A 26,412-nucleotide genomic window follows, 5' to 3' on the forward strand; every position below is an offset into this window, starting at 1 on the left:
TTCCGGGCGGGCCGGCTCGGTGCGGGTGGCGGCGGGCGGCGTGGACCGGTCGACCCTGGGGAGGAACGCGGTCGGCTCGTCGTGCTGGTCGCCGCCGTGCGGACCCCCGCCCTGCCGGGTCATCGCGGCACCGTCGCCGATCGCAGCGCCGTGGAGTCCTCGAACGCGGGCACGGTGACGGAGCCGACGTGCTCGGAGTAGCCGAGCTGGTAGTGGTCGACCGCCTGCTTGAACAACCCGACTCCCTGCGAGCCGGCGAGGGCCTGCTGGAGGGCAGCGGGATCGCCGATTGCTACGATCTTGAATGGTGGCGAGTACACCCGGCCGTGCAGCAGCAGGGTGTTACCGACGCAGCGTACCGCGCTGGTGGAGAGCACGCGGACGTTCATGATGGACATGGCCTCCGCGCCTCCGGCCCAGAGCGCGTTGACCACGGCCTGCACGTCACCCTGGTGGACGACGAGGTCGTCGTTGGTGGCGCCCTTGGGTAGGGTGCCGTCGTTGCGGCGGGGGGCGTCGTTCAACTCGACCGTCACCCCGGAGCCGGTGAGCGCGGTGAAGCCGGCCGCCTGTTGGAGGCCCTGGGCGCGGTCCCGCTGCTCCTTGATCGGTGCGTCGGTGTCGGCCAGGGTCTCGGTCTCGCCCTCCACGTCGGCGCGCAGCCGGGCGGCCCGCAGCTCGCTGGCGGCCACCTGCTCCCGGCGGTCCTCGATCAGCTGGGTGAGCTGGGGCCGGCGGTCCTCCCGCAGGGCGGTGCCGCCCGCCGTGGTCGCCGTGGTGGTGAAGAGCAGTCCGGCGGCGGCGGCGATCAGTGGCACGCCGATCGACCAGCCCGGTCGGCGCTGCCGGGGGCGGCGGGGCAGGAAGGCGGCGACCGCCCGGCGCATGGCCTTCTGCCAGGACGCCGCACCGGATGTGTACTCCACCCTGCGTTCCTCTCCCGTCGTCTGGTGACGCCCGTCACGGTGCGGATCGGGTCGTCGACGGCGCGTCGACCCGACCGAATCCGGTCACCGTGGGCACCGGATCGACCCCATTCATGGCCTGAACCGGCCTTCCGGACTACGCTAGCTGTCGAACATTATTGGCCATGGACCGTCGCCCCCGCGCCCGGTTGTCAGGCCGGACGAGGTCGTCACCCCTCTGGAGAGCGTCGTGCCCAAGTCTCAGGTCCGTAAGAAGAAGGTGTACACCCCGCCGACGGACGTCCGTCCGACGACGACCGCGGCGACGCGCAAGCCTAGCCCGGTGTGGCTGCCGGTGACCGCTGTCGCGTTGATCGTCGGCGGCATCGGCTGGCTGGTGGTCTACTACCTCTCCGAGCAGGAGTATCCGGTCGCCTCGTGGGGCTACTGGAACCTCGCGGTCGGTTTCGGCGCGATGGTGGGTTCCCTGGTGCTGCTCTCCCGCTGGCGTTGAGCCCGGCGCTGCGGCGCCCTCCACGACACGACCCAGGTCATCGCGTACGCCCCCAGCCCGGCGCTTCGGCGTCGGGCCCCCTATGGTGTCCGCAGGGCGGCGTGGCCTGGTGCGAGAAGATTCACGTTACCGTCGGGTAACTTTCGCGTAGGCTGCACCGCATGACCGAGCGGAGCGAGGTCGTCGACCGGTCCGGTCGGGGGTGCGGCGGCGGCAGGCCGGGCACCTCCTGAACCGGCCCCGGCCGCCGCGCCGCTCGCCAGGCAGCAGACCGGGAGGCCAACTCGATGGGCAGCGTCCAGATCGTCACCACGGTCCTCGCCGCCGCCATCACCGCGGTGGCGGTGTGGCTCGCGGTGCGTGCGGTGCGGAAGATGGTGGCCGTCATCCGGCTGGGGCAACCCGCGCCGGAGCGGTTCACCGACAAGGGCACCCGGGCGAAGACCATGCTGGTCGAGACGGCCGGCCACACCCGAATGCTCAGGTGGGGCGTGGTGGGGGCCGCGCACTGGTTCGTGATGGTCGGCTTCATCGTGCTGTCACTGCTCGTGCTGGAGGCGTACTTCGAGGTCGTCTCGTCGACCGGCGGGCTGCCGCTGATCGGTGGCCTCGCCGTGTACGGCCTGGTCACCGAGGTGATCGCGGTGCTCGGCACGGTCGGCATCGCAGTGCTGATCGCGATCCGGATCCGCAACCGGCCGACCCGGCCGGGTGGGCGCTCCCGGTTCACCGGCTCCACCATGTGGCAGGGCTACTTCGTCGAGGCGGTCGTCCTCGCCGTGCTGGTCATGGGGTTCGTGATCCGGGGCTTCAAGGTCGCCACCGACCACTTCGAGTACCCGCTCTGGGCCACCCCGGTCAGCCACGCCGTCGGCGCGCTGCTGCCCGCCTGGCCGGCCGGCGTGAGCATCGCCGCCCTCATCAAGATCGTCATCTCGATGACCTGGCTGATCGTCATCGCGCTGAACGTGACGATGGGCGTCGCCTGGCACCGCTTCCTGGCGTTCTTCAACATCTTCTTCAAGCGCGAGCCGGACCGGCCGGCCGGCTCCGGGCTCGGCCCGCTGCGGCCGATGACGAGCCAGGGCAAGCCGCTCGACTTCGAGGAGGCCGACCCCGAGAAGGACCAGTTCGGCGTCGCCCAGGTCGAGCAGTTCACCTGGAAGGGGCTGCTCGACTTCAGCACCTGCACCGAGTGCGGGCGCTGCCAGTCGCAGTGCCCGGCCTGGAACACCGGCAAGCCGCTGTCGCCCAAGCTGCTCGTGCTCAGCCTCCGCGACCACGCGTACGCCAAGGCGCCCTACCTGCTGGCCGGGGGCGGCAAGGACCTGACCGGCGAGGAGAAGGCCACCGCGGCGCAGCTCGCCCACCTCGACGTGCTCACCCTCGCCGAGGCCGACAAGCCGTTGATCGGTGACGCCGAGGCCGGCGGTGTGATCGACCCGGACGTGCTGTGGTCCTGCACCACCTGCGGGGCCTGCGTCGAGCAGTGCCCGGTCGACATCGAGCACGTCGACCACATCGTCGACATGCGGCGCTACCAGGTGCTGATCGAGTCGAGCTTCCCGTCCGAGGCCGGCGTCATGCTGCGCAACCTGGAGAACAAGGGCAACCCGTGGGGTGCCCCGCAGAACACCCGCGAGGACTGGACCAAGGGCCTGAGCTTCCCGGTGCCCCGGGTCGGCGAGGTCGACGACTTCGAGTACCTGTTCTGGGTCGGCTGCGCCGGGGCGTTCGAGGACCGGGCCAAGAAGACCACCCGCGCGGTCGCCACCCTGCTCAACGAGGCGGGCGTCTCCTTCGCCATCCTCGGTGAGGGCGAGACCTGCTCCGGTGACCCGGCCCGCCGGATCGGCAACGAGTTCGTCTTCCAGATGCTCGCCCAGCAGAACGTCGAGACCCTCAACGAGGCGTTCGAGGGCCGGGACAAGACCAAGCGCAAGATCGTCGCCACCTGCCCGCACTGCTTCAACACCCTCGGCAACGAGTACGGCCAGCTCGGTGGCGAGTTCGAGGTGGTCCACCACACCCAGCTCCTGGCCCACCTGGTCAGCACCGGCAAGCTCACCCCGGTGCAGCCGGTCGACGGCGGCGTCACCTACCACGACCCCTGCTACCTGGGCCGGCACAACCGGGTCTTCGCGGCGCCCCGGGAGGTGCTCGGCAGCGCCGTCAACGGCGGTGGCAGCGCCGACGGCACCCTGATCGAGATGCCCCGCAACAGCGAGCGCTCCTTCTGCTGCGGCGCCGGCGGCGCCCGGATGTGGATGGAGGAGAAGATCGGCAAGCGGATCAACGTGGACCGGGTCGAGGAGGCCATGTCCACCGGGGCGCGCACGGTCGCCGTCGGCTGCCCGTTCTGCTCGACGATGCTCAACGACGGGGTGAACGGCAAGGGCGCCGGCGAGCAGGTCGAGGTGGTCGACGTGGCCAGCGTGCTGCTGCGCTCGGTCAAGCCGGACACCGCGCCGGGCGAGAAGGAGACCGCGCCGACCGCCGGCTGAGGTCGTACCCCCGCCGGGGCGGACGCACGACGGCGGCGGCACCCACCGGTGCCGCCGCCGCAGCGGTCGTCAGGACGTCGTGGTGGTGATGATGGCGGCCGTGGTGGTCACCGTGGTCGCCATCATGATCGCGGCCTGGGTCTCCTCGATCGCCTTCTTCGTCGCCGCGGACGCCCAGTCCCCGTCGGCGATCTCCGTGGTGCGGGCCTTGAGCCGCTCCTTGGGCAGCTCCCGGAAGAGCTTGCGGTCCAGCCCCACCGCCCGGGTCAGGCCGAGCAGCGCGGCCGTCCGGGCCTCCACCGGGCCGTCGGCGAGCAGCGCGTCGAGCATCCGCTGCCGGGCCGCCGTCTCCGCCGTCGGCTCCGCGCCGGTCGGCGACGGATAGCGGGTACGCGGAAAGACCAGCAGCACCCGGTCGGAGTCCCGGCGCAGCACCCCCGTGTCGACCAGACCCGACAGCACCCGGTCGGGCAGCCCCTTGGCCAGCCGGCTGATCCAGTCCTTGGGTCGGCGACGCTTGCCGTCGGCGGCCACCCGGGCGAGGGCGTCGTCGAGCACCGGCCGGCCGACCGGAGTCGGGTCGGTCACCGCCAGCCGGTCGTCGGCCACCTCGACCCGACCGGCGAGGGCCAGCTCCAGCAGGACCGCCCCGGACAGCCCGTAGTCGAGGTGGGGCCGGCCGAGCCGGTTCACCCCGGTGTCGTCGTAGGCGAGCAGGACCAGTTCGTCGGCGAGGGTGAGTGGTGCCATGCCGTCCACGCTAACCCGGTGGCGCGAGTCCCGCCGCTGGGCCGATCCGACGACGCCGGTGACGGTGAGCCACGCCCCGGTGACTGCGGGACGCGGTCGTGAAACAATCACGCCCATCGACTCTCTGCTGCTCGGTACGCTGTTGCCCCTGGTCGGCTTCGTGCTGCTGACCGCCGGCAACGCGTTCTTCGTTGCGGCCGAGTTCGCCCTGGTCACCGTCGATCGGGCGGAGATCGACCGGCGGGCCGAGGCCGGCGACACCACCGCCGCCACCGTCCGTCGGGCGCTGCGCGAATTGTCCTTCCAGCTCTCCGGGGCGCAGCTCGGCATCACCCTCACCGCGCTGCTCACCGGCTACCTGGCCGAACCGGCCCTCGCCCGGCTGTTCGACCCGCTGCTGGCCCCGCTGGGCGGTGCGGACCGGTTCGGTCCGCTGCTCGCCCTGGCGTTGGCCACCCTGCTCTCGATGCTCTTCGGCGAGCTGGTGCCGAAGAACCTGGCGCTGGCCCGGCCGATGCCGGCAGCGCTGGCCACCGCCGGGCCGATGCGCGCCTTCTCGCGGGCCTTCGGCTGGCTGATCAGAGGGCTGAACAACTCGGCCAACCGGCTGGTCCGCCAGCTCGGGGTGGAGCCGCAGGAGGAGTTGGCCAGCGCCCGCTCCCCGGAGGAACTGGGCCTGCTCGCGGCCATCTCGGCCCGCGCCGGGGCGCTGCCACCGGACACCGCCATGCTGCTGCGGCGCACCATCCGCTTCGGCGACAAGCGGGCCGCCGAGGCGATGACCCCCCGGGTGGACGTGATCGCGCTGCGGGCCACCGCCACCGTCGCCGAGCTGCTCGACCTGTCCCGCCGGACCGGTCGGACCCGGTTCCCGGTCTACGAGGAGACCCTCGACCTGGTCACCGGGGTCGCGGCCGTACCCGACGCGCTCGGGGTGCCGCTGGCCGCGCGGGCCGGCACCACCGTCGCCTCGGTCGCCCGCGAGCCGGTGTACGTGCCGGAGAGCCTCGACCTCGACGGCGTGCTGGCGGCGTTGAAGGCCGCCGGGTCCGACCTGGCGATCGTGGTCGACGAGTACGGCGGCACCGACGGGGTGGTGACCGTCGAGGACCTGGTCGAGGAGCTGGTCGGGGAGATCGCCGACGAGTTCGACCCGGCCACGGTGGACGACGCCCACGACACCGGGCTGACCGTGCCGGGTGGGGAACGGACCGTCCTGGTCGACGGGGTGCTGCGGGAGGACGAACTGTACGAGCAGACCGGCTTCCGGCTCCCCGAGGGGCCGTACGAGACGCTGGCGGGGTTCCTGATGGCCCGGCTGGGGCACATCCCGCTGCCCGGCGAGACGACCGGGGCGGACGGTTACGAGTTCACCGTCGTCGAGGTGGAGCGGCACCGGATCGAACAGGTCCGGGTGGTTCGCCCCGAGGAGCCGCACGTCGATGACTGAGCTGCTGGTGGCGGTGGTGCTGCTGCTCGGCAACGCGTTCTTCGTGGGCAGCGAGTTCGCGTTGATCGCGTCCCGGCACACGGTGGTGGAGCCGTTGGCCGCGACCTCGAAGCGGGCCCGGTGGGCGTTGTCGGCGATGAACCAGATCCCGCTGATGATCGCCGGGGCGCAGCTCGGCATCACCGTCTGCTCGCTCGGGTTGGGCGCGATCGCCGAGCCGGCCCTGGCCCACCTGCTGGAGCCGGTGTTCCACGCGGTGCTGCTGCCGGCGGGCGCGGTGCACCCGGTCTCCTTCCTGATCGCCCTGGGCGTGGTGGTCTTCCTGCACACGGTGGTCGGCGAGATGGTGCCGAAGAACATCACCCTGGCCGGGCCGGAGCCGTCGGCGCTCTGGCTGGGGCCGGCGATGCTGGCGTTCTGCCTGGCCACCAAGCCGCTGCTGCTGGCGATGAAGTGGGCGGCCCGGCAGGTGCTGCGGCTGTGGGCGGTGGAGGCCGCCGACGCGGTCAAGACGGTCTTCACCGCCGAGGAGTTGGCCGGGCTGGTGGCCCAGGCCCGTACCGAGGGGCTGCTCGACGCCGAGGAGCACGCCCGGATCACCGGCGCGTTGGCGTTGCACGCCCGGACGGCGGCGGACGCGCTGCAGCCGTGGTCGACGGTGACCACGGTGGCCGAGGACGTCTCACCGGCCTCTCTGGAGGTGCTGGCGACCACCACCGGCCGGTCCCGCTTCCCGGTGGTGCAGCGTTCCACCCGCAGGGTGCTGGGCTTCGTGCACGTCAAGGACGTCCTGGGGTACGCCGGGGCGTCCCGTCGAGCGCCGGTGCCGGCCGAGGTCTACCGGCCGCTGGCCGTGGTGCCACCGGACCGTACGCTGGCCGATCTGCTGCTGGCGATGCGACGCGAGCGGCGGCACATGGTGCTGGTGAGCGACGGTCGCCGCCCCCTGGGTGTGGTCACGCTCGACGATGTATTGACAGCAATCGTTGGAAATTGAGCGAACACCCTTTGTGTGCAAGCGATTGCACTGATGTGATGGAGGGCCCACCCGCCTTGATTCCCCACCGGGACTCCCCCTAATGTTGCACCGGCCGCTGTGGGTCGTCTGCCTCCTTCTTCCCCTTAGCGAGGCGCCCGGCGGTCGGTTGCAAAGGAGTCGACGCCGGTGGCAACCATGCCCCCTCAACGTCACGTCCAGGGCCAGCCGCCCGCCCGGCCGGCAGTCCTTCGGCGGGTCGCCCGCCGCCTGCTCACCGTGGTCGCGGCGGTCGCCGTCGGTGCCGGGATGCTCGCTGTGCCGGCCCACGCCGCGCCGTCGCCCGAGGAGATCGAGGCGGCTCTCGACAAGCAGTGGGAGCAGCTCGAACCCACCATCGAGAACTACAACAAGGTCCGGGCGCAGCTGAAGGTCAACCGCAAGAAGTCGGCCGACCTGCAGAAGAAGATCGAGCCGTTGGCCCTGCAGAGCGAACTGGCCCTCGGCCGGGTGGGCGACCTCGCCTCCCGCTACTACAAGTCCGGGCCGTCGCAGGAGTTGAGCGCGCTGCTCACCACCAGCCGGCCGGGCACCCTCGCCGCGCAGCTGACCATTCTGGACCGGCTCGCCGCCGAGCAGCGGCGGGAGGTCGAGGCGGTGCTCGTGGTGCGCCGCAAGTACGACGCCGAGAAGCAGAAGCTCGACACGCTGATCGCCGCCGAGGTGCAGCAGGAGAAGGACCTCGCGGCCAAGAAGACCAAGATCAACGCTGAGATCAAGCGGCTCCAGGCGGCCATGCCGAAGACCACCGTCAAGGTGAACGGCTGCCCCACGATCAACGGGGTGGTCAGCTCCGCCGCCCGGACCGCGATCGCGACCGCCTGCGCGCAGGTCGGTGACCCGTACGTCTGGGGTGCCACCGGGCCGAACTCGTTCGACTGCTCCGGGCTCACCCAGTTCGCCTACAAGGCGGCCGGCATCTCGCTGACCCACTTCACCGGTGCCCAGTGGAACGAGGGCAAGGCCATCCCGCGCTCCGAGGCCCGCCCCGGCGACCTGGTGTTCTTCTTCAGCGACCTGCACCACGTCGGCCTCTATCTGGGCAACGACATGATGGTGCACGCACCCCGGACCGGTAAGCCGGTCCAGGTGACCAGCATCAACTACATGCCGGTGGCCGGCTTCCGCCGACCCTGACCAGCGCAGACGCCAACCCCCGGCCCGATGGGCCGGGGGTTGGCCCGTCTTCCGGTCACGGAGTGTGCCGGCCCGGCGGGTTGCGGATCGATAACGACCATCTCTACTCTGGTCAATCGTCGGTCGGCACCAGGTCCGCCCCACCCGGGGTGGCGTCGGCCGGCACCGCCGAGTCGCCTCCGGGCGAGCCGGGGACCCAGGTACGCCGGGGTGAATCCGCAACCACTGCGGTAGGGCGCTCCCTTCCCGCCCGAACCCGTCAGCTAACCCGGTAGGCGGTCGAGGAAGAAGGAGCCCGGAGCCCGGTGGCACACGATGCCCCGCGCCCACCGTCACGCCGGTCGACCCAGGTCGCCCGCGAGACGACGGTGCCGCGCCCACGTTGGTCCCGCTTCACCACCACCCTCGCCACCCTTGCCGCCGTCGCGGTCGCCCTGACCGGTGGCGCCACGGCAGCCCACGCCGACCCCTCGGTCGCCGAGATCGAACGACAGATCGACCAGGACTGGAACAAGCTCGAACCGATCATCGAGCAGCACAACGCCACCCGCACCGACCTCGCCGCCAAGCGTCGGCAGGCCGACGCGCTGGGCAAGCGGATCGCCCCGCTGCAACGGCGGGTGGACCAGGCGATGAACCAGGTCAGCGGCCTCGCCGTCCAGGCGTACAAGGGCGAGAACATGTCCACCGTCAATGCGCTGCTCGGCAGCCACAGCCCCAGCCAGGTGGTCGAGCAGTTGGGGTTGCTGGACCGGTTCGCCAGCCGCCAACAGCGCGAGGTGCGGACCGTCGCGGCACTGCGCGACGAACTCGCCGCGACCAAGGCGCCGTTGGACGAGATGGTCGCCCAGCTGACCCGTACCGAGGCCCAGTTGGCGGCGAAGAAGAAGCAGATCAACACCGAGATCGACAAATTGCAGAAGCTGCGGCTGAAGGTCTACGGCAACGGCGGCGGGGGATCACTGCGCCCGGCACCCTGCCCGGCCGGCTACCCCGGCGGCCCGTCCGGCACGGCCGTCAAGTTCGCCTGCGCCCAGATCGGCAAGCTGTACGTGTGGGGCGCGGCCGGCCCCAACAACTACGACTGCTCCGGGCTGACCATGGCCGCCTGGGCGAAGGCCGGGGTGTCGCTGCCGCACAACGCCCGGCAGCAGCGCCAGGTCACCGACCGGGTCAGCCGGGCCGACCTGCGCCCCGGCGACCTGGTCTTCTACTACTCCGACCTGCACCACGTCGGGATGTACGTCGGGGACGGCTGGGTCGTGCACGCCTCCCAGGCCGGCAAGCCGATCACGATGAAGCGGGTCGACGACGGGCCGGTCAACAGCTACGGCCGACCCGGCTGAGCCACGCGTCCGGGCCCCCTGACCCGGGGGGCCCGGCCCGGTGGGGTGTGGTCAGCGGGTGGGCCAGATGCGCCAGTTCTGCCAGGAGCGGCTCTGCGTCGGCCCGCGCTGGCCCTGGTAACGCGACCCGTACACCTCCGAGCCGTAGGGGTGCTCGGCCGGCGAGGAGAGCCGGAAGATGCAGAGCTGGCCGATCTTCATGCCCGGCCACAGGGTGATCGGCAGGTTGGCCACGTTCGACAGCTCCAGCGTGACGTGGCCGGAGAAGCCCGGATCGATGAAGCCGGCGGTCGAGTGGGTGAGCAGGCCCAGCCGGCCCAGGCTCGACTTGCCCTCCAGCCGGCCGGCGAGCTGGTCGCCGAGCGAGATGACCTCGAGCGTGGAGGCGAGCACGAACTCACCCGGGTGCAGCACGAACGGTTCGCCCGCCGGCACCTCGACCATCGACGTCAGGTCGTCCTGCTGCACGGCCGGGTCGATGTGGGTGTAGAGGTGGTTGTTGAAGACCCGGAACAGCTTGTCGAGGCGCACGTCGATGCTGGACGGCTGCACCAGACTCGGCTCGAACGGCTCCAGCGCCAGCGTGCCGGCCTTGATCTCGGAGACCAGGTCCCGGTCGGAGAGCAGCATCGGGCCACCCTATCGAGCACGCCAGTCCGCCCTGCCTACCGGGCCGTCCCGCCGGCCTCGTCGGCGCGTCGGCCGCCCCGACCCACCGGGCCGCCCGCGGTCGTCGTCGGCGGTGGCTGCGGGGCGGATGCCGGGCCCTTCCACCTGCGTGTCGGACTGATTTTCGAACGCCTGTTCGATAGGATGACGGCATGGCATCATGGTCCGCATTCGCCGCCGACGAGCCCCGACTCGCCGACGGGATCCGCCTTCTCCTCCAGCAGTACGGGCCGGGTTTCGGCTACCTGGCCACCGTCCGCGCCGACGGTGGTCCCCGGGTGCACCCGGTCTGCCCGCTGGTCACCGACGGCGGGCTCTTCTGCTTCGTCGTCGACTCACCCAAGCGACGCGACCTCGAACGTGACGGCCGCTACGCGCTCCACTCGTTCCCGGCGGAGGAGAGCGACGACGAGGCGTATCTCGCCGGTCGGGCCGAGCCGGTGGCCGATCCGGCCCGGGTGGCGCTGGTGGCTGCGATCGGTCGGGCCGCTCCCCAGGTCGACTGGCGGCTCTTCGAGTTCAGCGTGGACGTCGCCATGCTGACCCGGCGTGACCACGGCGGCCAGTTGCGCCCCGACGGCGGGCGTCCCGCCGTGCAGGTCTGGCTGGACCCGGCAGCGGGCCGGCCGGGTGTCGCCGACCTGCCCGACCAGCGGCCGGCCCGGCGTGGTCGGCACGGGTTCGACACCCGGCGTACCGCCGCCTGACCCGGAAGACGACGGTGCCGGCCCCGTCCGGGAAGGACGGAGCCGGCACCGGTGCCTGCGGTGTGTCGGTCAGGCCGACGCGCGGTAGGCGGTCCAGGCGTTCACCATGCGGCTCGCCTGACCAGCGGTGAACTGGTACATGCACGAGTCATAGGTGTAGTCCATGAAGTTGGTGATCGGGTCCTTGCCGGACGCGGTGCAGGTGTCCCGACCGGTCGGGCACTCGAAGGCCGGCTCACGCTCGGCCGGGGTGTCCGAGACGCCGTCGCCCGAGCCCGAGCAACCACCCTGGAAGGTGTGGTAGAGGTTCAGCCAGTGGCCGACCTCGTGGGTGCCGGTGTCACCCAGGTTGTAGTTGGTGGCGGCGCCACCCGGCAGCGACTCGCCGAGCACGACGACGCCGTCCATCACGTCCAGGGTGCGCTTGGGGAAGGTCGCCCAGCCGAGCAGGTCGTCGCTCAGCTCACCCAGGTAGAAGTTGAGGGTGTTCTTGCCGCCGGTGCGCAGCTGGGTCTTCATCGCCCGCTCGGCCGAGGAGCCCTGCACGATCGGGTACCAGGACGCGTTGGTGACCCGGTTGATCTTCTGGAGCTGGAAGGTGAAGCCGGTGGCCGCGCCGCCGGTCGCACCGCTGTAAGCCTGGTTGAGCACGGTGATCTGCGAGTTGATCAGCGAGTCGGGGATGTTGCCCCCGGCCCGGGTGCTGTCCCGCTGGATCACGTGGACGACGACCGGGACGGTGATCGGGGCCAGCGCCACCGTCGTGCCCTCGCTCGAACCGGTGCGGATGCTGGACTTCGACCGCAGGGCGCTGTTGCGCAGGGCGGCAGCGAAGTCCGCCTCCCGCTCCTTGACCTGCGTGGCGGTCAGCTGGTTCGGGTCGTGCCGCTTGTGCGCGGCCTTGCTGCCGCCGCGAACGCGCGCGTCGGAGTGGACGTCCTCGTGGACGTCGGCCGGCTCCGCGCAGGAGGCGTTGTCGGGGGCTGCGGAGTATGCGGAAGCCGCAGGCACGACGCCCACCGCAGCAGTGCTCAGCAGCAGCGCGAAGGTCGTCGATGCGACGCCGGCGGCACGCCGGGTCAGCAGGTTGGGACGTAGTCCCATGGGCCCACCTCTTTCTGGCGGCGCGACAGGGGGTATGTCGCGCCGAGGTCGTGAACGTGGGGGTGACGTTACAACTGATCGACACGTTTGAGAACGTCCCTAAGCTGCTTCTGTGAAACATCTGACCGTTTCATTTCAGCAGGTGGTGGTCGATCGGCTACGGAAGGTGTCCGGCGGCGTGCGGGGGTGCCAGGGTGCGCGGGCGTGGTCACCTCAGGTACAGTGGTTCCGCTTGCGGGTGTAGTTCAATGGCAGAACATCAGCTTCCCAAGCTGACAGTGCGGGTTCGATTCCCGTCACCCGCTCCACCACGAAGGCCCTGACCAGGATGCGAATCCGAGTCGGGGCCTTCGATGTTCCAAGGTCAACCAGGGCGCACCGTGCCGATGGCGGGAGCATCAGCGGGCAGTACAGCACGACGCTACTCACCTGGCTCGGAAGCCAGCTGAGCACCGGCGCGGCCGACAGCGGGGTTGTCGCGGTAACAAGTCATGGCCTTGGGCCGGGGTAGCGGCTCCAGGTGCCGCCTGCGTTGGTGACTTGGCGGTTGCGACGAGAGTTACGACCCCGGTGACGTCGCCCAGGCGGCGACCCCGGCGACCTGAAGCCCACTCGATCGGCATGGCGGGGGAGCGGATACCCGTGCGCGTCCTTTAGACCTGATGACGTGAACGACTCACACCGACGGCCGAAGCGGTGTCGACGTCAGCACACTCCGCCGCCCGCCGCCCGCCGCCCGCCGCCCGCCGCCCGCCGCCCGCCGCCCGCCGCCCGCCGCCCGCCGCCCGCCGCCCGTCACCCCCCGCCTGACCACCTGTCACGCCTCACTCGCCGCCTGATTCGTTGACGACATCAGCTCGAAAGGACGCGCCAGGACCACCCGACCCCGGGCCGACCTGGACGACAGCCCGGGGCGGAAACCTCGACACCTCCCCGTCGAGGATCATGTGGGGTGCCATCGACCCTGCTCCGAGGAGGTCACCGTGCCGGCGAAGCTGACCCGGGACGAGGCCGTCGCCCTCGTCGAGCGGATCATGCGGCTCGACTATGCCGACGACGGCGAGCTGAACGACTGGCTGGACAGACTCGCACGCGACCTCGTCTGTCCGGACGTCTCCGATCTGATCTTCACGACCACCCCGGAGCTGACGGCCACCGAGGTCGTCGACCGCGCGCTGGCCTACCGGCCGATCGTGCTGAAGGCGACCCCGTGGTCGGAGACCGAGGAGCAGACCCGGCCTGACTGACCCACGTGAGCGCGGGCACCCGGCACGGGAAGGGCCGGGGGCGGCGTCGGGACGTACCCTGGTGATCATGCGGATTGGCATCGTGATCCTTCCCGACCAGCGCTGGCCGGAGGCGCGTCGGCGCTGGCAGCAGGTGGACGCGTGGGGCTTCGACCACGCCTGGACGTACGACCACCTGGGTTGGCGGGACCTGGTCGACGGTCCCTGGTTCGACTCGATGTCGACGCTGACCGCCGCTGCCACGGTGACCGAACGGATCCTGCTCGGCACCCTGGTCGCCTCGCCCAACTTCCGGCATCCGGCGGCGTTCGCCCGGCAGGTCACCACCCTCGACGACATCTGCGGCGGGCGGCTGCTGCTGGGTCTCGGCGCGGGTGGGATCGGCTTCGACTCGGCGGTGCTGGGCGGGGAGACGCTGCCGCCCCGGCCGCGGGTGGACCGGTTCGGTGAGTTCACCGAGCTGCTGGACCTGATCCTGCGGGAGGACGGCACCACCTGGCGGGGTGACTGGTTCTCCGCCGTGGACGCCCGCAACAACCCCGGCTGCGTGCAGCAACCCCGGGTGCCGTTCGTGGTGGCCGCCAACGGGCCCCGGTCGATGCGGTTGGTCGCCCGGTTCGGTCAGGGCTGGGTCACCACCGGCACCGGCGAGGAGGAACTGACGGCCTGGTGGGGCGGGGTGGCGACGCTCTGCGCCCGGATGGACCGTACCCTCGACGAGGCCGGCCGCGACCCGGCCAGCCTGCCCCGGTACCTCTCCCTGGACTCGGCGCCGGTCTTCTCGCTGAGCAGCGCGGACTTCTTCGCCGAGCAGGTCGCGCGGGCGGCGGCGCTCGGCTTCACCGACGTGATCACGCACTGGCCCCGGGCCAGCAGCTGGTACGCGGGCGACGAGGCGGTGCTGGCGGACGTCGCCACCCGCCTGCTGCCGGAGCTGCGCACGCCCTGACAGGTCGCCGCACGCACTGCGGGGTGCCGCGGGCCCTGAGCGGCTGCACACTGAGGGACCCCGCACGCACCGGCAGGGGGCCGGACACTGACGGGGTGCCGCCCCGGCCCGGTTCAGGTGCCCAGGTCGCCGGTGCGTATCCCGCCGTCGCCGGCCGAGACCAGTCGGAACCGGATGCAGACGATCTCGGTGTCGTCGGTGACCGGGGTGCCGGCCCGGGCCCAGAAGCCGGCGTGCCCCGCCCGCCAGTCCTCGATCGAGCGGTCGCCCTCCCCCTCGGAGCGGGCGAAGTCCCAGGGGACCCGGGCGAAGGGGACGACGTCGATTCCAGTCACCTCGACCACTCCGACGAGCGCGTCCCGGTCGTCGACCAGGGCCAGCCGTTCACCGACGTGCTCCAACTCCTCGGCCTCGGCGGCGTACTCGGTGAGCAGGCCGGCGGTGGCCGTCTTGACCCCGGTGAGCACCAGCGTGTTGAGGGTGGTGCGCAGCTCACCGGGGGTGCCGAGGGCGAGCGTGCGGAGTCCGCCGATCCGTGGCCACATGCGGCCGAGGCTACCGGGGTGCCGCTGTCCCGTCGCCCGGCGCACCACCGGCGGTGGCGGTGGACTGGGTCGCCGGACAGGTCGCCCCGACCCTGGCCACGCCGACCGATCTGCTGGTCGCCAAGTCGCTCGGCACCCTGGCCGGGCTGACACGGGAGCGTGGGTCAGGGCAGGTCGGCGGGGGTGAGTAGCCCGCGTGCGCCCAGTTCGGCGGCGACCGGGTCGGGCAGGTCGACGACCACGGCGGCGACGCCGACCCAGTGTGCGCCCCGGGCGGCGCAGAGGTCCCGGACGGCCCGCACCTGGGCTCCGGTGGCGACCCAGTCGTCGACCATGAGCACCCGGTCGTCCGCGCCGAGCCGGTCGTCGCGTACCGCCAGGTCGACCTGCCGGCCCCGGAAGTCGGGTGGGCTCTGCGCCCAGGTCAGCGGGCCGGCGGGGAGTCGGCCGTCGCCGGGCTTGTGGGCCGGGACGAAGCCGACACCGAGGGCGGTCGCGGCGAGCGGCCCGAGCATCAACCCGGTCACCGCGGGGGCGACGACGACGGTCGGCCGGTCGGGGTGGAACGGCGCGACCAGGGCTGGTCCGAGCCCGGCCAGCACCTGCGGGTCCCGCCACCAGCCGGAGACGTCGCTGACCAGGTGGCTGCTGCCCGGCCCCGGGTCGACCCAGCGGAACAGCTCGACCAGGCGGGCGCGCAGCGCAGCGGTCATGGCCCCATCCTCGCGGTACGCGGCGCGGCGGTCATGACCCCATCCTCGGCGGTGAATGCCAGCGGTGGCATTCTGGCCCGTGCGGCCCACCGGCCGTCGGCTGATCGGTCACACGTATCACTGTAATTCCGGGCATACCACCATGATCACGTTGACTTCGGAAGTGCTTCTGTCGTTACGGTCCGAGCCGCTATGAAGGCCTACGAAAGGACCGAGCCGGTGGTTGGCAGGCACTCCCGTACCCGGATCTTCTCCTCGCCCGCCGGCATCGCGGCCACCGCCGCGCTCGGTGTCGCGCTCGCCGTCGGCGGCACCGTCGGCGCGGTGCAGCTGACGGCCGACGACGCGCCGGCCCCCGTCGTCGTGGACCCGGTCACCCCCGGCGTCGTCGGCACCACCGCCGCGCCGACCCCGAGCCTGAGTGCCAGCCCCACCGTCTCCCCGACCGCCAGCCCGTCGCCCACCGCCACGGCCAGCCCGAAGGCGACCCGGACCCAGGCCGCTTCCCGGAGCAAGCCGCGCACGCCCGCGCCCAAGCCGTCCGCCACCACGAAGAAGGCGGCCCCGAAGAGCAACGTCGTCGACAGCGGCTCGTGCGGCGCGTCCTTCTACGACGAGGGTCAGTTGACCGCCAACGGGGAGAACTTCGACCCGAGCGCGCTGACCGCCGCGCACAAGACCCTGCCGTTCAACACCAAGGTCCGGGTGACCAACCCGGCCAACGGCAAGTCCGTCACCGTGCGGATCAACGACCGTGGCCCGTTCGTCGACGGGCGCTGCATCGACCTGTCCCGGGCCGCCTTCGCCGCGATCGCCTCGGTCGACCTGGGTGAACTGACGGTCAGGTACGAGGTGCTGGGCTGACGGCGAACGGTGACACCAGCGGGACGGCCGGGTAGAACACCCTCAATCGTGGGGCTAGGTTCATTCTCCGGCCCGGTTCCATCAGGCATGCTGTCCCACGTACGTAAACATGCCTTCCAGTTGGGCCGAGGCCCACTGAGTCCCGGGTCCCGCGCCGGCGTCGGCGCGGCCGTCGGGCTGCTCGCGCTCGTCTCGGCGATCGAGTCGGCCGACGGCCGTGCGGTGCACTACGTCGCACTGATGACGGTGGCGCCGATCCTGGCCGCCGGGTTCGCCTCGTGGCGGGCGGTGGCCGGGGTGGGTTTCCTCGCGCTGCTGGTCGGGGCCGGGTTCGCGGTGGCCGATCCGGCGATGAAGCTGACCACTGCGGTGTCCCTGGTCGGGATCGCCTTCGCCACCGTGGTGGCGGCCAGTGTGGCGGCGGTCCGGCAGGGGCAGGTGGTGCGGATCGGCGAGCTGTCCCGGCTGGCCTCGGTGGCTCAGCAGGCCGTGCTGCGTCCGCTCGGCCCGCAGGTCGGGACCCTGGCGGTGGCGGCCCGGTACATCTCCCCCACGGCCACCGCCGAGATCGGCGGTGACCTGTACGAGGCGATAGACACCCCGTACGGCGTCCGGATGATCATCGGGGACGTGCGGGGCAAGGGGCTGGACGCGGTCCGGCTCGCCAGCATCGTGCTCGGCTCCTACCGGCACGTCGCCTATGAGCGGCCCGACCTGCGGGCGGTGGTGGCCGACCTGGACCGGGCGGTGGCCCGCAACGTGGGGGACGAGGACTTCGTCACCGCGGCCGTGGTCGAGGAGCGCGGCGGGACGCTGACCATCGTCAACTGCGGCCATCCGGCGCCGTTGCTGCTGCGTCGGGGCGCGGTGATCCCGCTGGAGCCGCCCGCGCCCGCGCCGCCGCTGGGTTTCATGCCGGTGGTCCGGCCCCGGGTGGAGCGGCTGGAGCCGGGCGACCGGCTGCTGCTGTTCACCGACGGTCTCGGTGAGGCACGCCGGGACGGCGAGTTCTTCCCGACCGCCGACCGGGCGTGGCGGCTACTCGGCCACGGCACGGTCGGCGACGGTCTGGCCTCCCTGGAGACCGCGCTGGTCGAGTGGGTGCACGGGCGGCTCGACGACGACATCGCCCTGGTGCTGATGGAGTACACCGGGCCGCGTAGCGGGGTGACGGTGGCGGTGCCCTCGTGGGAGGTCGGCGCGGCGGAGAACTGACGCGCGCCGGGCTGTGATCGCCGTCACTTCGACGATCGGGTTGTCGCTGCCTACCGGTGAGTAATACAGTGGGGGTTACTGATCGGTAACACCTGTCCGGAAGCGGGGCCAGTGAGCATGACCCACTACAAGAGCAACCTTCGGGACCTTGAGTTCAACCTGTTCGAGGTCTTCGGGGCGGACCGGACGTTCGGCCAGGAGCCGTACACGGACCTGGACGTCGACACCGCCCGCAGCTTCCTCTCCGAGGTCGACCGCCTGGCCCGTGAGGACCTCGCGGCCAGCTACCAGGACAGCGACCGCAACCCACCGGTCTTCGACCCCGCGACGCACACCGCGCCGCTGCCGGAGTCGTTCAAGAAGTCCTACCAGGCGTTCATGGACTCCGAGTTCTGGCGGCTGGACCTCCCCGAGTCCCTCGGCGGCAGCAGCGCCCCGCGCGCGCTCTGGTGGTCGCTCGCCGAGCTGGTGCTCGGCGCCAACGCGCCCGTCTGGATGTACGCCTCCGGCCCGTCCTTCGCGCACGTGCTGGAGGTCGAGGGCACCGACGAGCAGAAGAAGTGGGCCAAGCTCTTCATCGACCAGCAGTGGGCCTCCACCATGGTGCTCACCGAGCCGGACGCCGGCTCGGACGTCGGCGCCGGCCGGGCCCGTGCCGTCCGGCAGCCGGACGGCTCCTGGCACATCGAGGGCGTGAAGCGCTTCATCACCTCCGGCGAGCACGACCTGAGCGACAACATTGTCCACTACGTGCTGGCCCGTCCGGTCGGCGTCGAGGGCGTCGGCGGCCCGGGCACCAAGGGGCTGTCCCTGTTCGTCGTGCCGAAGTTCCACTTCGACGCCGAGACCGGCGAGCTGGGCGAGCGCAACGGCGTCTACGCCACCAACGTCGAGCACAAGATGGGCATCAAGGTCTCCAACACCTGCGAGCTGACCTTCGGCGAGCACGGCGTACCGGCCAAGGGTTGGCTGCTGGGCGAGAAGCACGACGGCATCCGGCAGATGTTCATGATCATCGAGTACGCCCGGATGATGGTCGGCACCAAGGCGATCGCCACTCTGTCCACCGGCTACCTCAACGCCCTGGAGTACGCGAAGAACCGGGTGCAGGGCGCCGACCTGACCCAGCAGGCCGACAAGGCCGCGCCCCGGGTCACCATCACCCACCACCCGGACGTGCGCCGTTCGCTGCTGATGCAGAAGTCGTACGCCGAGGGGCTGCGGGCGCTGGTCTGCTACACCGCCACCTGGCAGGACAAGATCGCGATCGCCGAAGCGGCCGGCGACGAACCGGCCACCAAGCTGGCCAGGCGGGTCAACGACCTGCTCCTGCCGCTGGTCAAGGGCGTCGGCTCCGAGCGGGCCTACGAGCTGCTCGGTCACGAGTCGCTCCAGACCTACGGTGGCTCCGGCTTCCTCCAGGACTACCCGCTGGAGCAGTACGTCCGGGACGCCAAGATCGACACCCTGTACGAGGGCACCACCGCGATCCAGAGCCTCGACCTGATCTTCCGGAAGATCGTCCGGGACAACGGCAGGGCGCTCACCTCGGTCGCCGGTGAGATCCAGGAGTTCATCAGCACCGAGGCCGGCAACGGGCAGCTCAAGGAGGAGCGGCAGGCGCTCGGTCGGGCGCTCGCCGAGATCCAGAACATCCTCGTCGTGCTGACCGGTTGGCTCGGTGAAGCCCAGGGCGGCGACACCCGCAGCCTCTACAAGGTCGGCCTGAGCAGCCGCCGCTTCCTGCTCGCCCTCGGTGACCTGGTCGTCGGGTGGCTGCTCCAGAAGCAGGCCGACGTGGCGCTGAAGGCGCTGGCCGGTGAGGTCTCCACCACCGACCAGGCGTTCTACACCGGCAAGGTGGCCGCCGCCCGGTTCTTCGCCCGTGAGGTGCTGCCCCGCATCGGCGCCGACCGCCGGATCATCGAAGGCGCCGACCTGGACATCATGGACATCCCCGAGGAGGCCTTCTGAACTGACCGCCGGTCCCGACCGGGTCGAGCCGGCCGGATTCGGCGGGTGACGCGCATGGGGCCGATGTGGCGGTGTCCGGGACGTCCGGACATCACCACATCGGCCCTTCTGCGTCGACCATGAGGATCGGGACAGCGCCACCCCTTGAGGCGTGCGGGAAGCGGTCGGGAGAGGGGCCAGATTTGCCGGGTGCGATCCCGGTAGGAGGGCTGCTGGGCGGGTAACCCGCGCGGACCACGTCAGGGCACGCCCAACGGCCACCGCACGGGGGAGTGCAGCGCACATGGGCATTGGTAGCGGCATCTTTCTCATCGCGCTCGGCGCGATCATGACGTTCGCCATCCGGGCCGACGTCTGGTGGATCAACCTGCGCGCCGTCGGCTGGGTCTTCATCCTGGCCGGCCTGGCCGTGCTGCTCACCACGCTCTGGTTCTGGCAGGACCGGCGCAAGCGGGCGCGCACGCTCATCGTGGAGGAGAACCGGCTCTCCCACCCGACCGCGATGATGCCGCCGCCGCCCGATCCGCCGCCGCCCACCGCACCCCCGTCCTGACCGTCCGCCCCGCTGGACGACACCGGCCGCTGACCGGCCGCGCGCAGGACGACGTCACCAGAGCCGGGCTGCCCGGCGGGTGGGTCGGGTCAGCCGCGGGCGGTGTGCCGGTCGACGACCGGGGTGTCGCCCGGTGTCAACTCCGCCCACGGGGCTGCCGCCCGGTGCACCACCAGACCGGTGGTACGCAACCCTTCCCGGTCGGCCCCTTCCGGGTCGAGGAGCACCGACAGCAGCGAGATGCCCGGGTTGTGGGCGACGAGCAGGACCGTGTGGGCCTCCGGCTCGACCATCCGCACCAGGTCGAGCAGGTCGTCCGGGTGCGCCTCGTACGCGGCGGCGGCGTACCGCACCACCGGTGCTGTCCCCGCCGGGCCACCCTCCGGCGGGACCCCGGTCATGCCCAGCGCCACGTCGTGCCAGGTCTGCCTGGTCCGGCGGGCCGCCGAGCAGATCACCACGTCGGGGAGGAGACCCTGCCCGGCCAGCCACGCCCCGGCGGCGGCGGCGTCGGCGTGCCCGCGTGCGGTCAGTCGCCGGTCGACGTCGGAGCCGCTCCCGGGCTGTTCGGCCTTGGCGTGCCGCAGCAGCACCAGTGTCCGTGTCTCGGCCTCGCCGTCCGTCATTCCCCCAGCTTGCCTGATTGACGCGAGTGTCGCCTGGGTATGTCAGTGGGGCCACTCGCTCATCGATGCCCTCGATGGCCGTGGCGGGTGGGTAACGCCAGCTGACAGCCAAGGAGGCGACGTCATGGGCATCGGTGCCAGCATCTTCCTCATCGCGGTGGGTGCGATCTTCGCGTTCGCCGTCGACGCCGATCTGGGATGGCTCAACCTCGACGTGGTGGGCTGGGTGCTGATGCTCGCCGGCCTCGTCGGGCTGCTGACCACCCTCTTCTTCTGGAACAGCCGTCGCCGGGCGGTGGTGACCACCGCCGTGCGTCAGGACCAGGTCGTCGCCGACCGGGTCGTGCCGGTGCAGGGCGGCCAGGTGGTACGCGAGGAGTACCGCGAGGCGCGCGGCCCGGGTTACCCGGTCTGACCGCACCGCACCACATGATCTCAGGGGCCCCGCAACGGCGCGGGGCCCCTGAACTGTTCCCTGCTCAGGCCGGCTCCGGCTTGCCGCGCGGCCGGCGCGACTGCCCCCGGACCGGCCGGAGACGGGTGATCAGGTGAAGAGGGCGAAGTAGATCGCGATGTGGTGACAGAGGGCGGCGAGCAGGGTGCAGGCGTGGAAGAACTCGTGGTGGCCGAAGACGGTGGGCCAGGGGTTGGGCCGCCGCAGCGCGTAGAAGACCGCGCCGATGCTGTACATCGCCCCACCGGCGGCGAGCAGCACCAGCACGGTGACCCCGCCCTGGCGCAGGATCTGCGGGAGGATCGCCACCGACACCCAGCCGAGGGCCAGGTAGAGCGGGGCGGAGACCCAGCGCGGAGCGTGCGGCCAGATCAGTTTGACGGCCACGCCGGCCAGCGCCCCACCCCAGACCAGGCCGAGCATCATGGTGGCCATCCGCCGGTCGAGCAGCAGCGCACAGAGCGGTGTGTAGGTGCCGGCGATGAACACGAAGATCATCGAGTGGTCCATCCGGCGCATGATCTGGTAGCCGCGCTCCGACCACACCCTGCGGTGGTAGAGGGCGCTGGTGCCGAAGAGGCCGCAGACGGTGACGCTGTAGATCAGGCAGCTGACCAGGGGCGCCCAGCCGGGACGGGTGGCCGCGACGGCGCAGAGCACGGTGCCGCAGACGAGCGCGACAAAGAACGCGTAGGTGTGCAGCCAGCCGCGCATCCGGGGCTTACCGATGTCGACAGGCTTGAGTCGAAGCGGTGCGGAGGTGGTCACGGAATCAGGTTACGGCACCGTAGGTTACTTCTAGGTAGTGCGACCCGTCACCAGACCTGTCGAGTCTAGCGACCCTGGACGGCACATCGATCGGGGAGTATGGCGGGATGCGCATCCGACCCGTGGGCCGGCACGCCCTCCTGCTCGACTGTGACGACCCCGGCCAGGTGGAACGGTGGCGGGCCGAGCTGTGGCGACGCCGCGCCGCCGGTGAGCTGGACGCCGCCGAGATCGTCCCGGCGGCCGGCACCGTCCTGCTCGACGGGGTGCCCGACCCGGAGTCGACGGCCACCCGGATCGCCGGCTGGACCCCCGACCCGGTCACCACCACAGCCGACGCCGGCACCGTCGACGTTCCCACCGTGTACGACGGTGAAGACCTGCCCCTGGTCGCCGCGCACTGGCGACTGACCGTGCCCCAGGTGGTGCAACGCCTGCGGGACACCGACTTCCGGGTGGCGTTCTGCGGCTTCGCCCCCGGCTTCGGCTACCTGACCGGCCTCCCCCCGCAGTACGCGGTGCCCCGGCTGCCCACCCCGCGCCCCCGGGTGCCCGCCGGCTCGGTGGCCCTGGCCGGCCCGTACGCGGGGATCTACCCGACCGCCTCGCCGGGTGGCTGGCTGCTGGTGGGGCGGACCACGCTCACCCTCTTCGACGTGGCCGCCGACCCACCGGCCACCCTCACCCCCGGCACCCGGGTCCGGCTGGTGACCGGGTGACCGGCGGTCCCCGGCCCCGGCCGGTGCCGGCATGACCGGGACGAGTCGAGCGGAGCAGCCGGAGCAGCCGGAGCAGCCAACCGGGCCGGCCGGGGGCGGGCCGACCGGGGGCGGGGAAATCGGGGTGCGCCGGGCGAAGCAGCCATCCGGGCCGACCCGTGGGGTGATCGAGGTGCGCCGGGCGGGACCGCGTACCACCGTGCAGGATCTGGGGCGGCCCGGGTGGGCGCATCTCGGCGTACCCCGGTCGGGGGCGCTGGATCCGGCGGCGCTGGCGCTGGCGAACCGGCTGGTCGGCAACCCGGCGGACGCCGCCGGTCTGGAGTTGACCCTCGGCGGCGGTGAGCTGCGGCTGACCCGGGCCGGCACGGTCGCGGTGACCGGGGCCGACGTCGACGTCCGGGTCGACGGCCGCCCCGGCGACGTGGGCCGGCCGTTGGCGGTGCCGGCGGGGGCGGTGCTGCGGATCGGGTCGCCCCGGCACGGGCTGCGCAACTGGCTCGCGGTCGACGGGGGGATCGCCGTCGACCCGGTGCTCGGCAGCCGGTCCACCGACACCCTCTCCGGCCTCGGCCCACCCCCGGTCGGCGACGGCGACCGGCTCCCGCTCGGCCCGCCGGCCGGGCCACCCGCCCCGGTGGACTTCACCGTCGGCCGGCCGGTGCCGGACGAGCTGTGGCTGACCCTGCGCCCCGGCCCACGCGCCGACTGGTTCACCGCCGACGCGCTGGCGTCGCTGCTCGGCACGGCGTACACGGTGAGTCCGGTGAGTGACCGGGTCGGTGCGCGACTTGTCGGCGCGGCGCTGCCCCGCGCGGTGGCCGGGGAGCTGCCGAGTGAGGGCGTGGTGCTCGGCGCGGTGCAGGTGCCCGCCGACGGCCAGCCGTTGATCTTCCTGGCCGACCATCCGACCACCGGCGGGTACCCGGTGATCGGGGTGGTGGACGACGTGACCGGGCTCGCGCAGGCCCGACCGGGGACTACGGTGAGATTCCATGGACCTCAACGCTGACCTCGGCGAGGGATTCGGCATCTGGCGGCTCGGCGACGACGAGGCGCTGCTCGACCTGGTCACCTCCGCCAACGTAGCGTGCGGCTTCCACGGCGGCGACCCGTCGACCATGCGGCGGGTCTGCGCCGCCGCCGCCGAACGCGGCGTCGCCGTCGGCGCGCAGGTCGGCTACCGGGACCTGGCCGGCTTCGGCCGCCGGCACATCGCGTACGGCTTCGACGAGCTGCGCGACGACGTCACCTACCAGCTCGGGGCGCTCGACGCGTTCTGCCGACCGTCCCGCACCCGGGTCCGCTACCTCAAACCGCACGGCGCGCTCTACCACGCGGCGGCCACCGACGAGGTGCAGGCCGCCGCCCTGGTCGCGGCCGTGAGCGGGTGGGATCACGAACTGCCGATCCTCTGCGCGCCCGGCTCCACCCTCGCCCAGCTCGCCGTCGGCGCGGGCCTGCGGGCGGTCCCCGAAGGCTTCGCCGACCGGGGTTACCTGCCCAACGGGGCGCTGGTGCCGCGTACCGCGCCGGGCGCGCTGGTCACCGACCCGGAGGAGGTGGCCGTCCGGGCGGTCCGGATGGCCACCGAGCAGACGGTGGTGGCGGTCGACGGGACCGTCGTGCCCTGCCCGGTCGCCTCGATCTGCCTGCACGGGGACAGCCCCGGCGCGGTCGCCTCGGCCGCCCTGGTGCGGGCCGCGCTGATCGACGCCGGGGTCACCCTCACCCCGTTCGCCTGAGACCGTCCCCGGTCGCCTGCTGGCCCGGCGCGGGTCCGGTGCTCCCGCCCGCCCGGCGCGGTGCCGACCGGGCGGGCGCTCAGGTGTCCAGGCCGCGCAGCACCAGCGGGACCCGGGTCGCGCCGTCGTCGACGACCCGCACCGGGACGCCCCAGTCCTGACGGGTCAGGTGGCAGGCGGCGTGCTCGACGTCGGCGTCGCAGGTGGCGGCCTGGGCGGTCACCTGGAGCACCCCCTGCGGTACGGCCGGGTCGATCACCAGCCGGCGGGACAACTCGGTGCCGGTGCCGGCCCCCTCGACCAGCAGCTCCGGCGGTGAGGCCGAGACGACCAGCCGGGTCGACGGCCCGTACGTCTCGTCCAGCTTCTGTCCCGGCGCCGGCGTGAAGATCACGTCGAGGGTCACCTCGCCGGGCGCGACGTCTGTGGGTTTGCGTTCCAGCCGGTGCCGGGGACCGTCCACGGTGTCCGCCCCGGCGGCGGTCAACGCGCCCGGGGCGAGCCGGGTCAACCGGTGCGCGGCCGACTCCACCACCAGCACCCCGCCGTCGGCGGTGAGCACCAGGTCGCTCGGCTCGGCCAGCCCGTCGGCCACCGTGGCGACCTGGCCGGTCGCCGGGTCGAAGCGGCGTACCGCGCCGTTGTAGGTGTCGGCGATCAACACCGAGGAGTCAGGCAGCGCGCACACCCCCAGCGGATGCTGGAGCAACGCCCGGTCGGCCGGCCCGTCCACGTGCCCGAAGTCGAACAACCCCTGCCCGACGGCGGTGCCGAGCACGCCGTCCTGCACGAAACGGATCGCGCTGGTCTCGCTGTCGGCCACCCAGAGCCGGGTGCCGTCGGCGGAGACCGACAGGCCGGACGGCTGGGCCAGCCACGCCTCGGGCAGCGGGCCGTCGCGCAGCGCCTCGACGGTGGTGCCGGCCCACATGCCGGCGGTCCGCTTGATCGGGTCGAACCACCAGAGCTGGTGGATGCCGGCCATCGCCACGATGACCTTGTCGTCGTACCAGGCCAGGTCCCACGGGGAGGAGAGGTCGACGGAGCGCGCGTCGTGGGCGTGGTCGTCGACCGTGGAGCGCCACTGCCGGCCGGTGCCGGCGACCGTGGTCACCTCACCGGTGTCCAGGCGTACGCCGCGCAGCAGGTGGTTGACGGTGTCGGCGACCAGCAGGTCGTAGCCGGCGACCTCGGCGACGTGCGCGGGCAGCAGGCAGAGCCCCTGCGGCTCGGCGAAGCTCGCCGAGGCGGCCGGCCCGTCGACCCGGCCCCGCTCCCCGGAGCCGATCCGCCGGACCGGCGTCTCGCCGTCCGGGGCCAGCTCGACCAGGCTGTGCCGGGCCGAGTCGGAGACCAGCAGGTTCCCGCCGTCGAGCAACACGGCCTTGCCGGGGAAGCGCAGCGTCGTCTCCGGCGGCGTCGGCGGCACGTACGGCCCGTCGCCCCGGTGCAGGGTGCCCTTGGCCTCGTGGGTGGCGATCAGGTCGTCGACCAGCCGGATCAGCCCCTCGGCGTGTCCCTCGCCGGCCATCGTGGCGACCACGTAACCCTCCGGGTCGACCACCGCCAGGGTGGGCCACGCCTTCGCCGCGTACTGCTGCCACATGTCCAGGTCGGGGTCGTCGAGCACCGGGTGGTGCACGCCGTACCGCTCGACGGCGGCGGCCAGCGCGGCCGGGTCCTTCTCGTGCTCGAACTTCGGCGAGTGCACCCCGACGACGACCAGCACGTCGGCGTACTTCTCCTCCAACGGGCGCAACTCGTCGATGACGTGCAGGCAGTTGACACAGCAGAAGGTCCAAAAATCGAGAATCGAAATTTTGCCCCGCAGGTCGGCGAGCTTCAGCTCCCGCCCACCGGTGTTCAACCAGCCCCGACCCCGCAGCTCTGGTGCCCGTACCCGTGCGCTCATGTCCCC

Annotated in this window: 26 protein-coding genes, 1 tRNA gene and 1 riboswitch; of the genes, 18 read left to right on the forward strand and 9 right to left on the reverse strand. The window is 72.0% G+C overall.

The features are described 5' to 3' along the window. Positions 1-119 precede the first annotated feature (119 nt). Positions 120-926: a DUF881 domain-containing protein gene (locus tag AB0C22_RS00700; RefSeq protein WP_208565235.1), complete on the reverse strand. Its 807-nt coding sequence runs from the start codon at positions 924-926 to the stop codon at positions 120-122. A gap of 229 nt (positions 927-1,155) precedes the next feature. On the opposite strand from AB0C22_RS00700, the gene AB0C22_RS00705 reads away from it, so the two are divergent. Both AB0C22_RS00705 and AB0C22_RS00710 read left to right on the forward strand, forming a co-directional pair. Then, entirely contained in the window at positions 1,156-1,419 is a 264-nt protein-coding gene (locus AB0C22_RS00705; protein WP_208565236.1) for a cell division protein CrgA, read from the forward strand. A 287-nt stretch (positions 1,420-1,706) separates the two neighbouring features. Beyond that, entirely contained in the window at positions 1,707-3,923 is a 2,217-nt protein-coding gene (locus AB0C22_RS00710) for a (Fe-S)-binding protein (protein ID WP_219465453.1), read from the forward strand. A 69-nt stretch (positions 3,924-3,992) separates the two neighbouring features. Here the strand turns inward: AB0C22_RS00710 and AB0C22_RS00715 are convergent, their stop codons facing one another. Next, positions 3,993-4,673 (reverse strand): GPP34 family phosphoprotein, encoded by a 681-nt coding sequence (locus AB0C22_RS00715; protein ID WP_255597803.1) that lies wholly within the window; start codon positions 4,671-4,673, stop codon positions 3,993-3,995. A gap of 142 nt (positions 4,674-4,815) precedes the next feature. Between AB0C22_RS00715 and AB0C22_RS00720 the strand changes: the two genes are divergently transcribed. The 4 genes from AB0C22_RS00720 (at position 4,816) to AB0C22_RS00735 (ending at position 9,642) form a co-directional block, all read left to right on the forward strand. Beyond that, positions 4,816-6,123: a hemolysin family protein gene (locus AB0C22_RS00720; protein ID WP_255598825.1), complete on the forward strand. Its 1,308-nt coding sequence runs from the start codon at positions 4,816-4,818 to the stop codon at positions 6,121-6,123. Next, positions 6,116-7,120, forward strand: a complete 1,005-nt coding sequence (locus tag AB0C22_RS00725) for a hemolysin family protein (RefSeq protein WP_219465458.1) — start codon at positions 6,116-6,118, stop codon at positions 7,118-7,120. Before AB0C22_RS00720 ends, AB0C22_RS00725 begins: the two co-directional genes overlap by 8 nt. Positions 7,121-7,297: 177 nt before the next feature. Beyond that, a complete protein-coding gene (locus tag AB0C22_RS00730; protein WP_208565241.1) occupies positions 7,298-8,296 on the forward strand; it encodes a C40 family peptidase in 999 nt (332 codons plus the stop codon). Positions 8,297-8,452: 156 nt separating this feature from the next. Next, positions 8,453-8,589: riboswitch (cyclic di-AMP (ydaO/yuaA leader) on the forward strand. Between the two features lie 12 nt (positions 8,590-8,601). Beyond that, positions 8,602-9,642 (forward strand): NlpC/P60 family protein, encoded by a 1,041-nt coding sequence (locus AB0C22_RS00735; protein ID WP_357532738.1) that lies wholly within the window; start codon positions 8,602-8,604, stop codon positions 9,640-9,642. A gap of 51 nt (positions 9,643-9,693) precedes the next feature. On the opposite strand, the gene dcd is transcribed toward AB0C22_RS00735, so the two are convergent. Then, complete coding sequence (dcd, locus tag AB0C22_RS00740; RefSeq protein ID WP_208565243.1) at positions 9,694-10,272, reverse strand: dCTP deaminase; 579 nt, start codon at positions 10,270-10,272, stop codon at positions 9,694-9,696. 191 nt (positions 10,273-10,463) lie between these two features. Between dcd and AB0C22_RS00745 the strand changes: the two genes are divergently transcribed. Beyond that, positions 10,464-11,018, forward strand: a complete 555-nt coding sequence (locus tag AB0C22_RS00745) for a pyridoxamine 5'-phosphate oxidase family protein (protein WP_357532740.1) — start codon at positions 10,464-10,466, stop codon at positions 11,016-11,018. A gap of 69 nt (positions 11,019-11,087) precedes the next feature. Here the strand turns inward: AB0C22_RS00745 and AB0C22_RS00750 are convergent, their stop codons facing one another. Beyond that, positions 11,088-12,122 carry a zinc metalloprotease gene (locus AB0C22_RS00750; RefSeq protein WP_357532742.1) on the reverse strand — a complete coding sequence of 345 codons (1,035 nt, stop codon included), beginning with the start codon at positions 12,120-12,122 and terminating at the stop codon, positions 11,088-11,090. Between the two features lie 234 nt (positions 12,123-12,356). Between AB0C22_RS00750 and AB0C22_RS00755 the strand changes: the two genes are divergently transcribed. The 3 genes from AB0C22_RS00755 to AB0C22_RS00765 all read left to right on the forward strand — a co-directional run bounded on the left by AB0C22_RS00755 (position 12,357) and on the right by AB0C22_RS00765 (position 14,318). After that, positions 12,357-12,430, forward strand: a tRNA-Gly gene (locus AB0C22_RS00755). Between the two features lie 675 nt (positions 12,431-13,105). After that, positions 13,106-13,369 carry an e9imm peptide gene (locus AB0C22_RS00760; protein WP_219465474.1) on the forward strand — a complete coding sequence of 88 codons (264 nt, stop codon included), beginning with the start codon at positions 13,106-13,108 and terminating at the stop codon, positions 13,367-13,369. A gap of 61 nt (positions 13,370-13,430) precedes the next feature. Beyond that, a complete protein-coding gene (locus AB0C22_RS00765) occupies positions 13,431-14,318 on the forward strand; it encodes an LLM class flavin-dependent oxidoreductase (protein ID WP_219465475.1) in 888 nt (295 codons plus the stop codon). 113 nt (positions 14,319-14,431) lie between these two features. Here AB0C22_RS00765 and AB0C22_RS00770 read toward each other — a convergent pair whose 3' ends face one another. Next, complete coding sequence (locus AB0C22_RS00770; protein ID WP_219465476.1) at positions 14,432-14,863, reverse strand: ASCH domain-containing protein; 432 nt, start codon at positions 14,861-14,863, stop codon at positions 14,432-14,434. Positions 14,864-15,027: 164 nt separating this feature from the next. Then, complete coding sequence (locus AB0C22_RS00775; RefSeq protein WP_219465477.1) at positions 15,028-15,576, reverse strand: phosphoribosyltransferase family protein; 549 nt, start codon at positions 15,574-15,576, stop codon at positions 15,028-15,030. Between the two features lie 219 nt (positions 15,577-15,795). Here AB0C22_RS00775 and AB0C22_RS00780 point away from each other — a divergent pair, with 219 nt between their 5' ends. The 4 genes from AB0C22_RS00780 (at position 15,796) to AB0C22_RS00795 (ending at position 20,182) form a co-directional block, all read left to right on the forward strand. Continuing rightward, complete coding sequence (locus tag AB0C22_RS00780) at positions 15,796-16,440, forward strand: septal ring lytic transglycosylase RlpA family protein (protein ID WP_219465478.1); 645 nt, start codon at positions 15,796-15,798, stop codon at positions 16,438-16,440. A gap of 87 nt (positions 16,441-16,527) precedes the next feature. Further along, complete coding sequence (locus AB0C22_RS00785) at positions 16,528-17,655, forward strand: PP2C family protein-serine/threonine phosphatase (RefSeq protein ID WP_219465479.1); 1,128 nt, start codon at positions 16,528-16,530, stop codon at positions 17,653-17,655. 117 nt (positions 17,656-17,772) lie between these two features. Beyond that, the gene (locus AB0C22_RS00790) at positions 17,773-19,629 is read left to right on the forward strand and encodes an acyl-CoA dehydrogenase (protein ID WP_219470507.1); all 1,857 of its coding nucleotides are present in this window, start codon (positions 17,773-17,775) and stop codon (positions 19,627-19,629) included. Between the two features lie 283 nt (positions 19,630-19,912). Continuing rightward, positions 19,913-20,182, forward strand: coding sequence for a DUF6458 family protein (locus AB0C22_RS00795; protein WP_091253403.1), 270 nt, complete (start codon positions 19,913-19,915; stop codon positions 20,180-20,182). An 89-nt stretch (positions 20,183-20,271) separates the two neighbouring features. Here the strand turns inward: AB0C22_RS00795 and AB0C22_RS00800 are convergent, their stop codons facing one another. Further along, a complete protein-coding gene (locus tag AB0C22_RS00800) occupies positions 20,272-20,808 on the reverse strand; it encodes a histidine phosphatase family protein (protein ID WP_357532746.1) in 537 nt (178 codons plus the stop codon). A gap of 124 nt (positions 20,809-20,932) precedes the next feature. Between AB0C22_RS00800 and AB0C22_RS00805 the strand changes: the two genes are divergently transcribed. Continuing rightward, entirely contained in the window at positions 20,933-21,223 is a 291-nt protein-coding gene (locus AB0C22_RS00805) for a DUF6458 family protein (RefSeq protein WP_208565265.1), read from the forward strand. Between the two features lie 129 nt (positions 21,224-21,352). On the opposite strand, the gene AB0C22_RS00810 is transcribed toward AB0C22_RS00805, so the two are convergent. Continuing rightward, complete coding sequence (locus AB0C22_RS00810) at positions 21,353-22,030, reverse strand: hemolysin III family protein (protein ID WP_357532748.1); 678 nt, start codon at positions 22,028-22,030, stop codon at positions 21,353-21,355. A 107-nt stretch (positions 22,031-22,137) separates the two neighbouring features. On the opposite strand from AB0C22_RS00810, the gene AB0C22_RS00815 reads away from it, so the two are divergent. From AB0C22_RS00815 to AB0C22_RS00825, 3 genes are read left to right on the forward strand one after another with little or no spacing between them, the layout of a single operon-like run. Beyond that, positions 22,138-22,749 (forward strand): allophanate hydrolase subunit 1, encoded by a 612-nt coding sequence (locus tag AB0C22_RS00815; RefSeq protein ID WP_219465485.1) that lies wholly within the window; start codon positions 22,138-22,140, stop codon positions 22,747-22,749. 31 nt (positions 22,750-22,780) lie between these two features. Then, positions 22,781-23,761 (forward strand): biotin-dependent carboxyltransferase family protein, encoded by a 981-nt coding sequence (locus AB0C22_RS00820; protein WP_357532751.1) that lies wholly within the window; start codon positions 22,781-22,783, stop codon positions 23,759-23,761. Next, positions 23,745-24,494, forward strand: a complete 750-nt coding sequence (locus AB0C22_RS00825) for a 5-oxoprolinase subunit PxpA (protein WP_219465488.1) — start codon at positions 23,745-23,747, stop codon at positions 24,492-24,494. Before AB0C22_RS00820 ends, AB0C22_RS00825 begins: the two co-directional genes overlap by 17 nt. Positions 24,495-24,573: 79 nt before the next feature. Here the strand turns inward: AB0C22_RS00825 and AB0C22_RS00830 are convergent, their stop codons facing one another. After that, positions 24,574-26,406, reverse strand: coding sequence for an NHL domain-containing thioredoxin family protein (locus AB0C22_RS00830; protein WP_357532753.1), 1,833 nt, complete (start codon positions 26,404-26,406; stop codon positions 24,574-24,576). Positions 26,407-26,412 lie beyond the last annotated feature (6 nt).

Source organism: Micromonospora sp. NPDC048894, from assembly GCF_040649765.1.
In the GTDB taxonomy this organism is placed as follows: domain Bacteria; phylum Actinomycetota; class Actinomycetes; order Mycobacteriales; family Micromonosporaceae; genus Micromonospora; species Micromonospora antibiotica.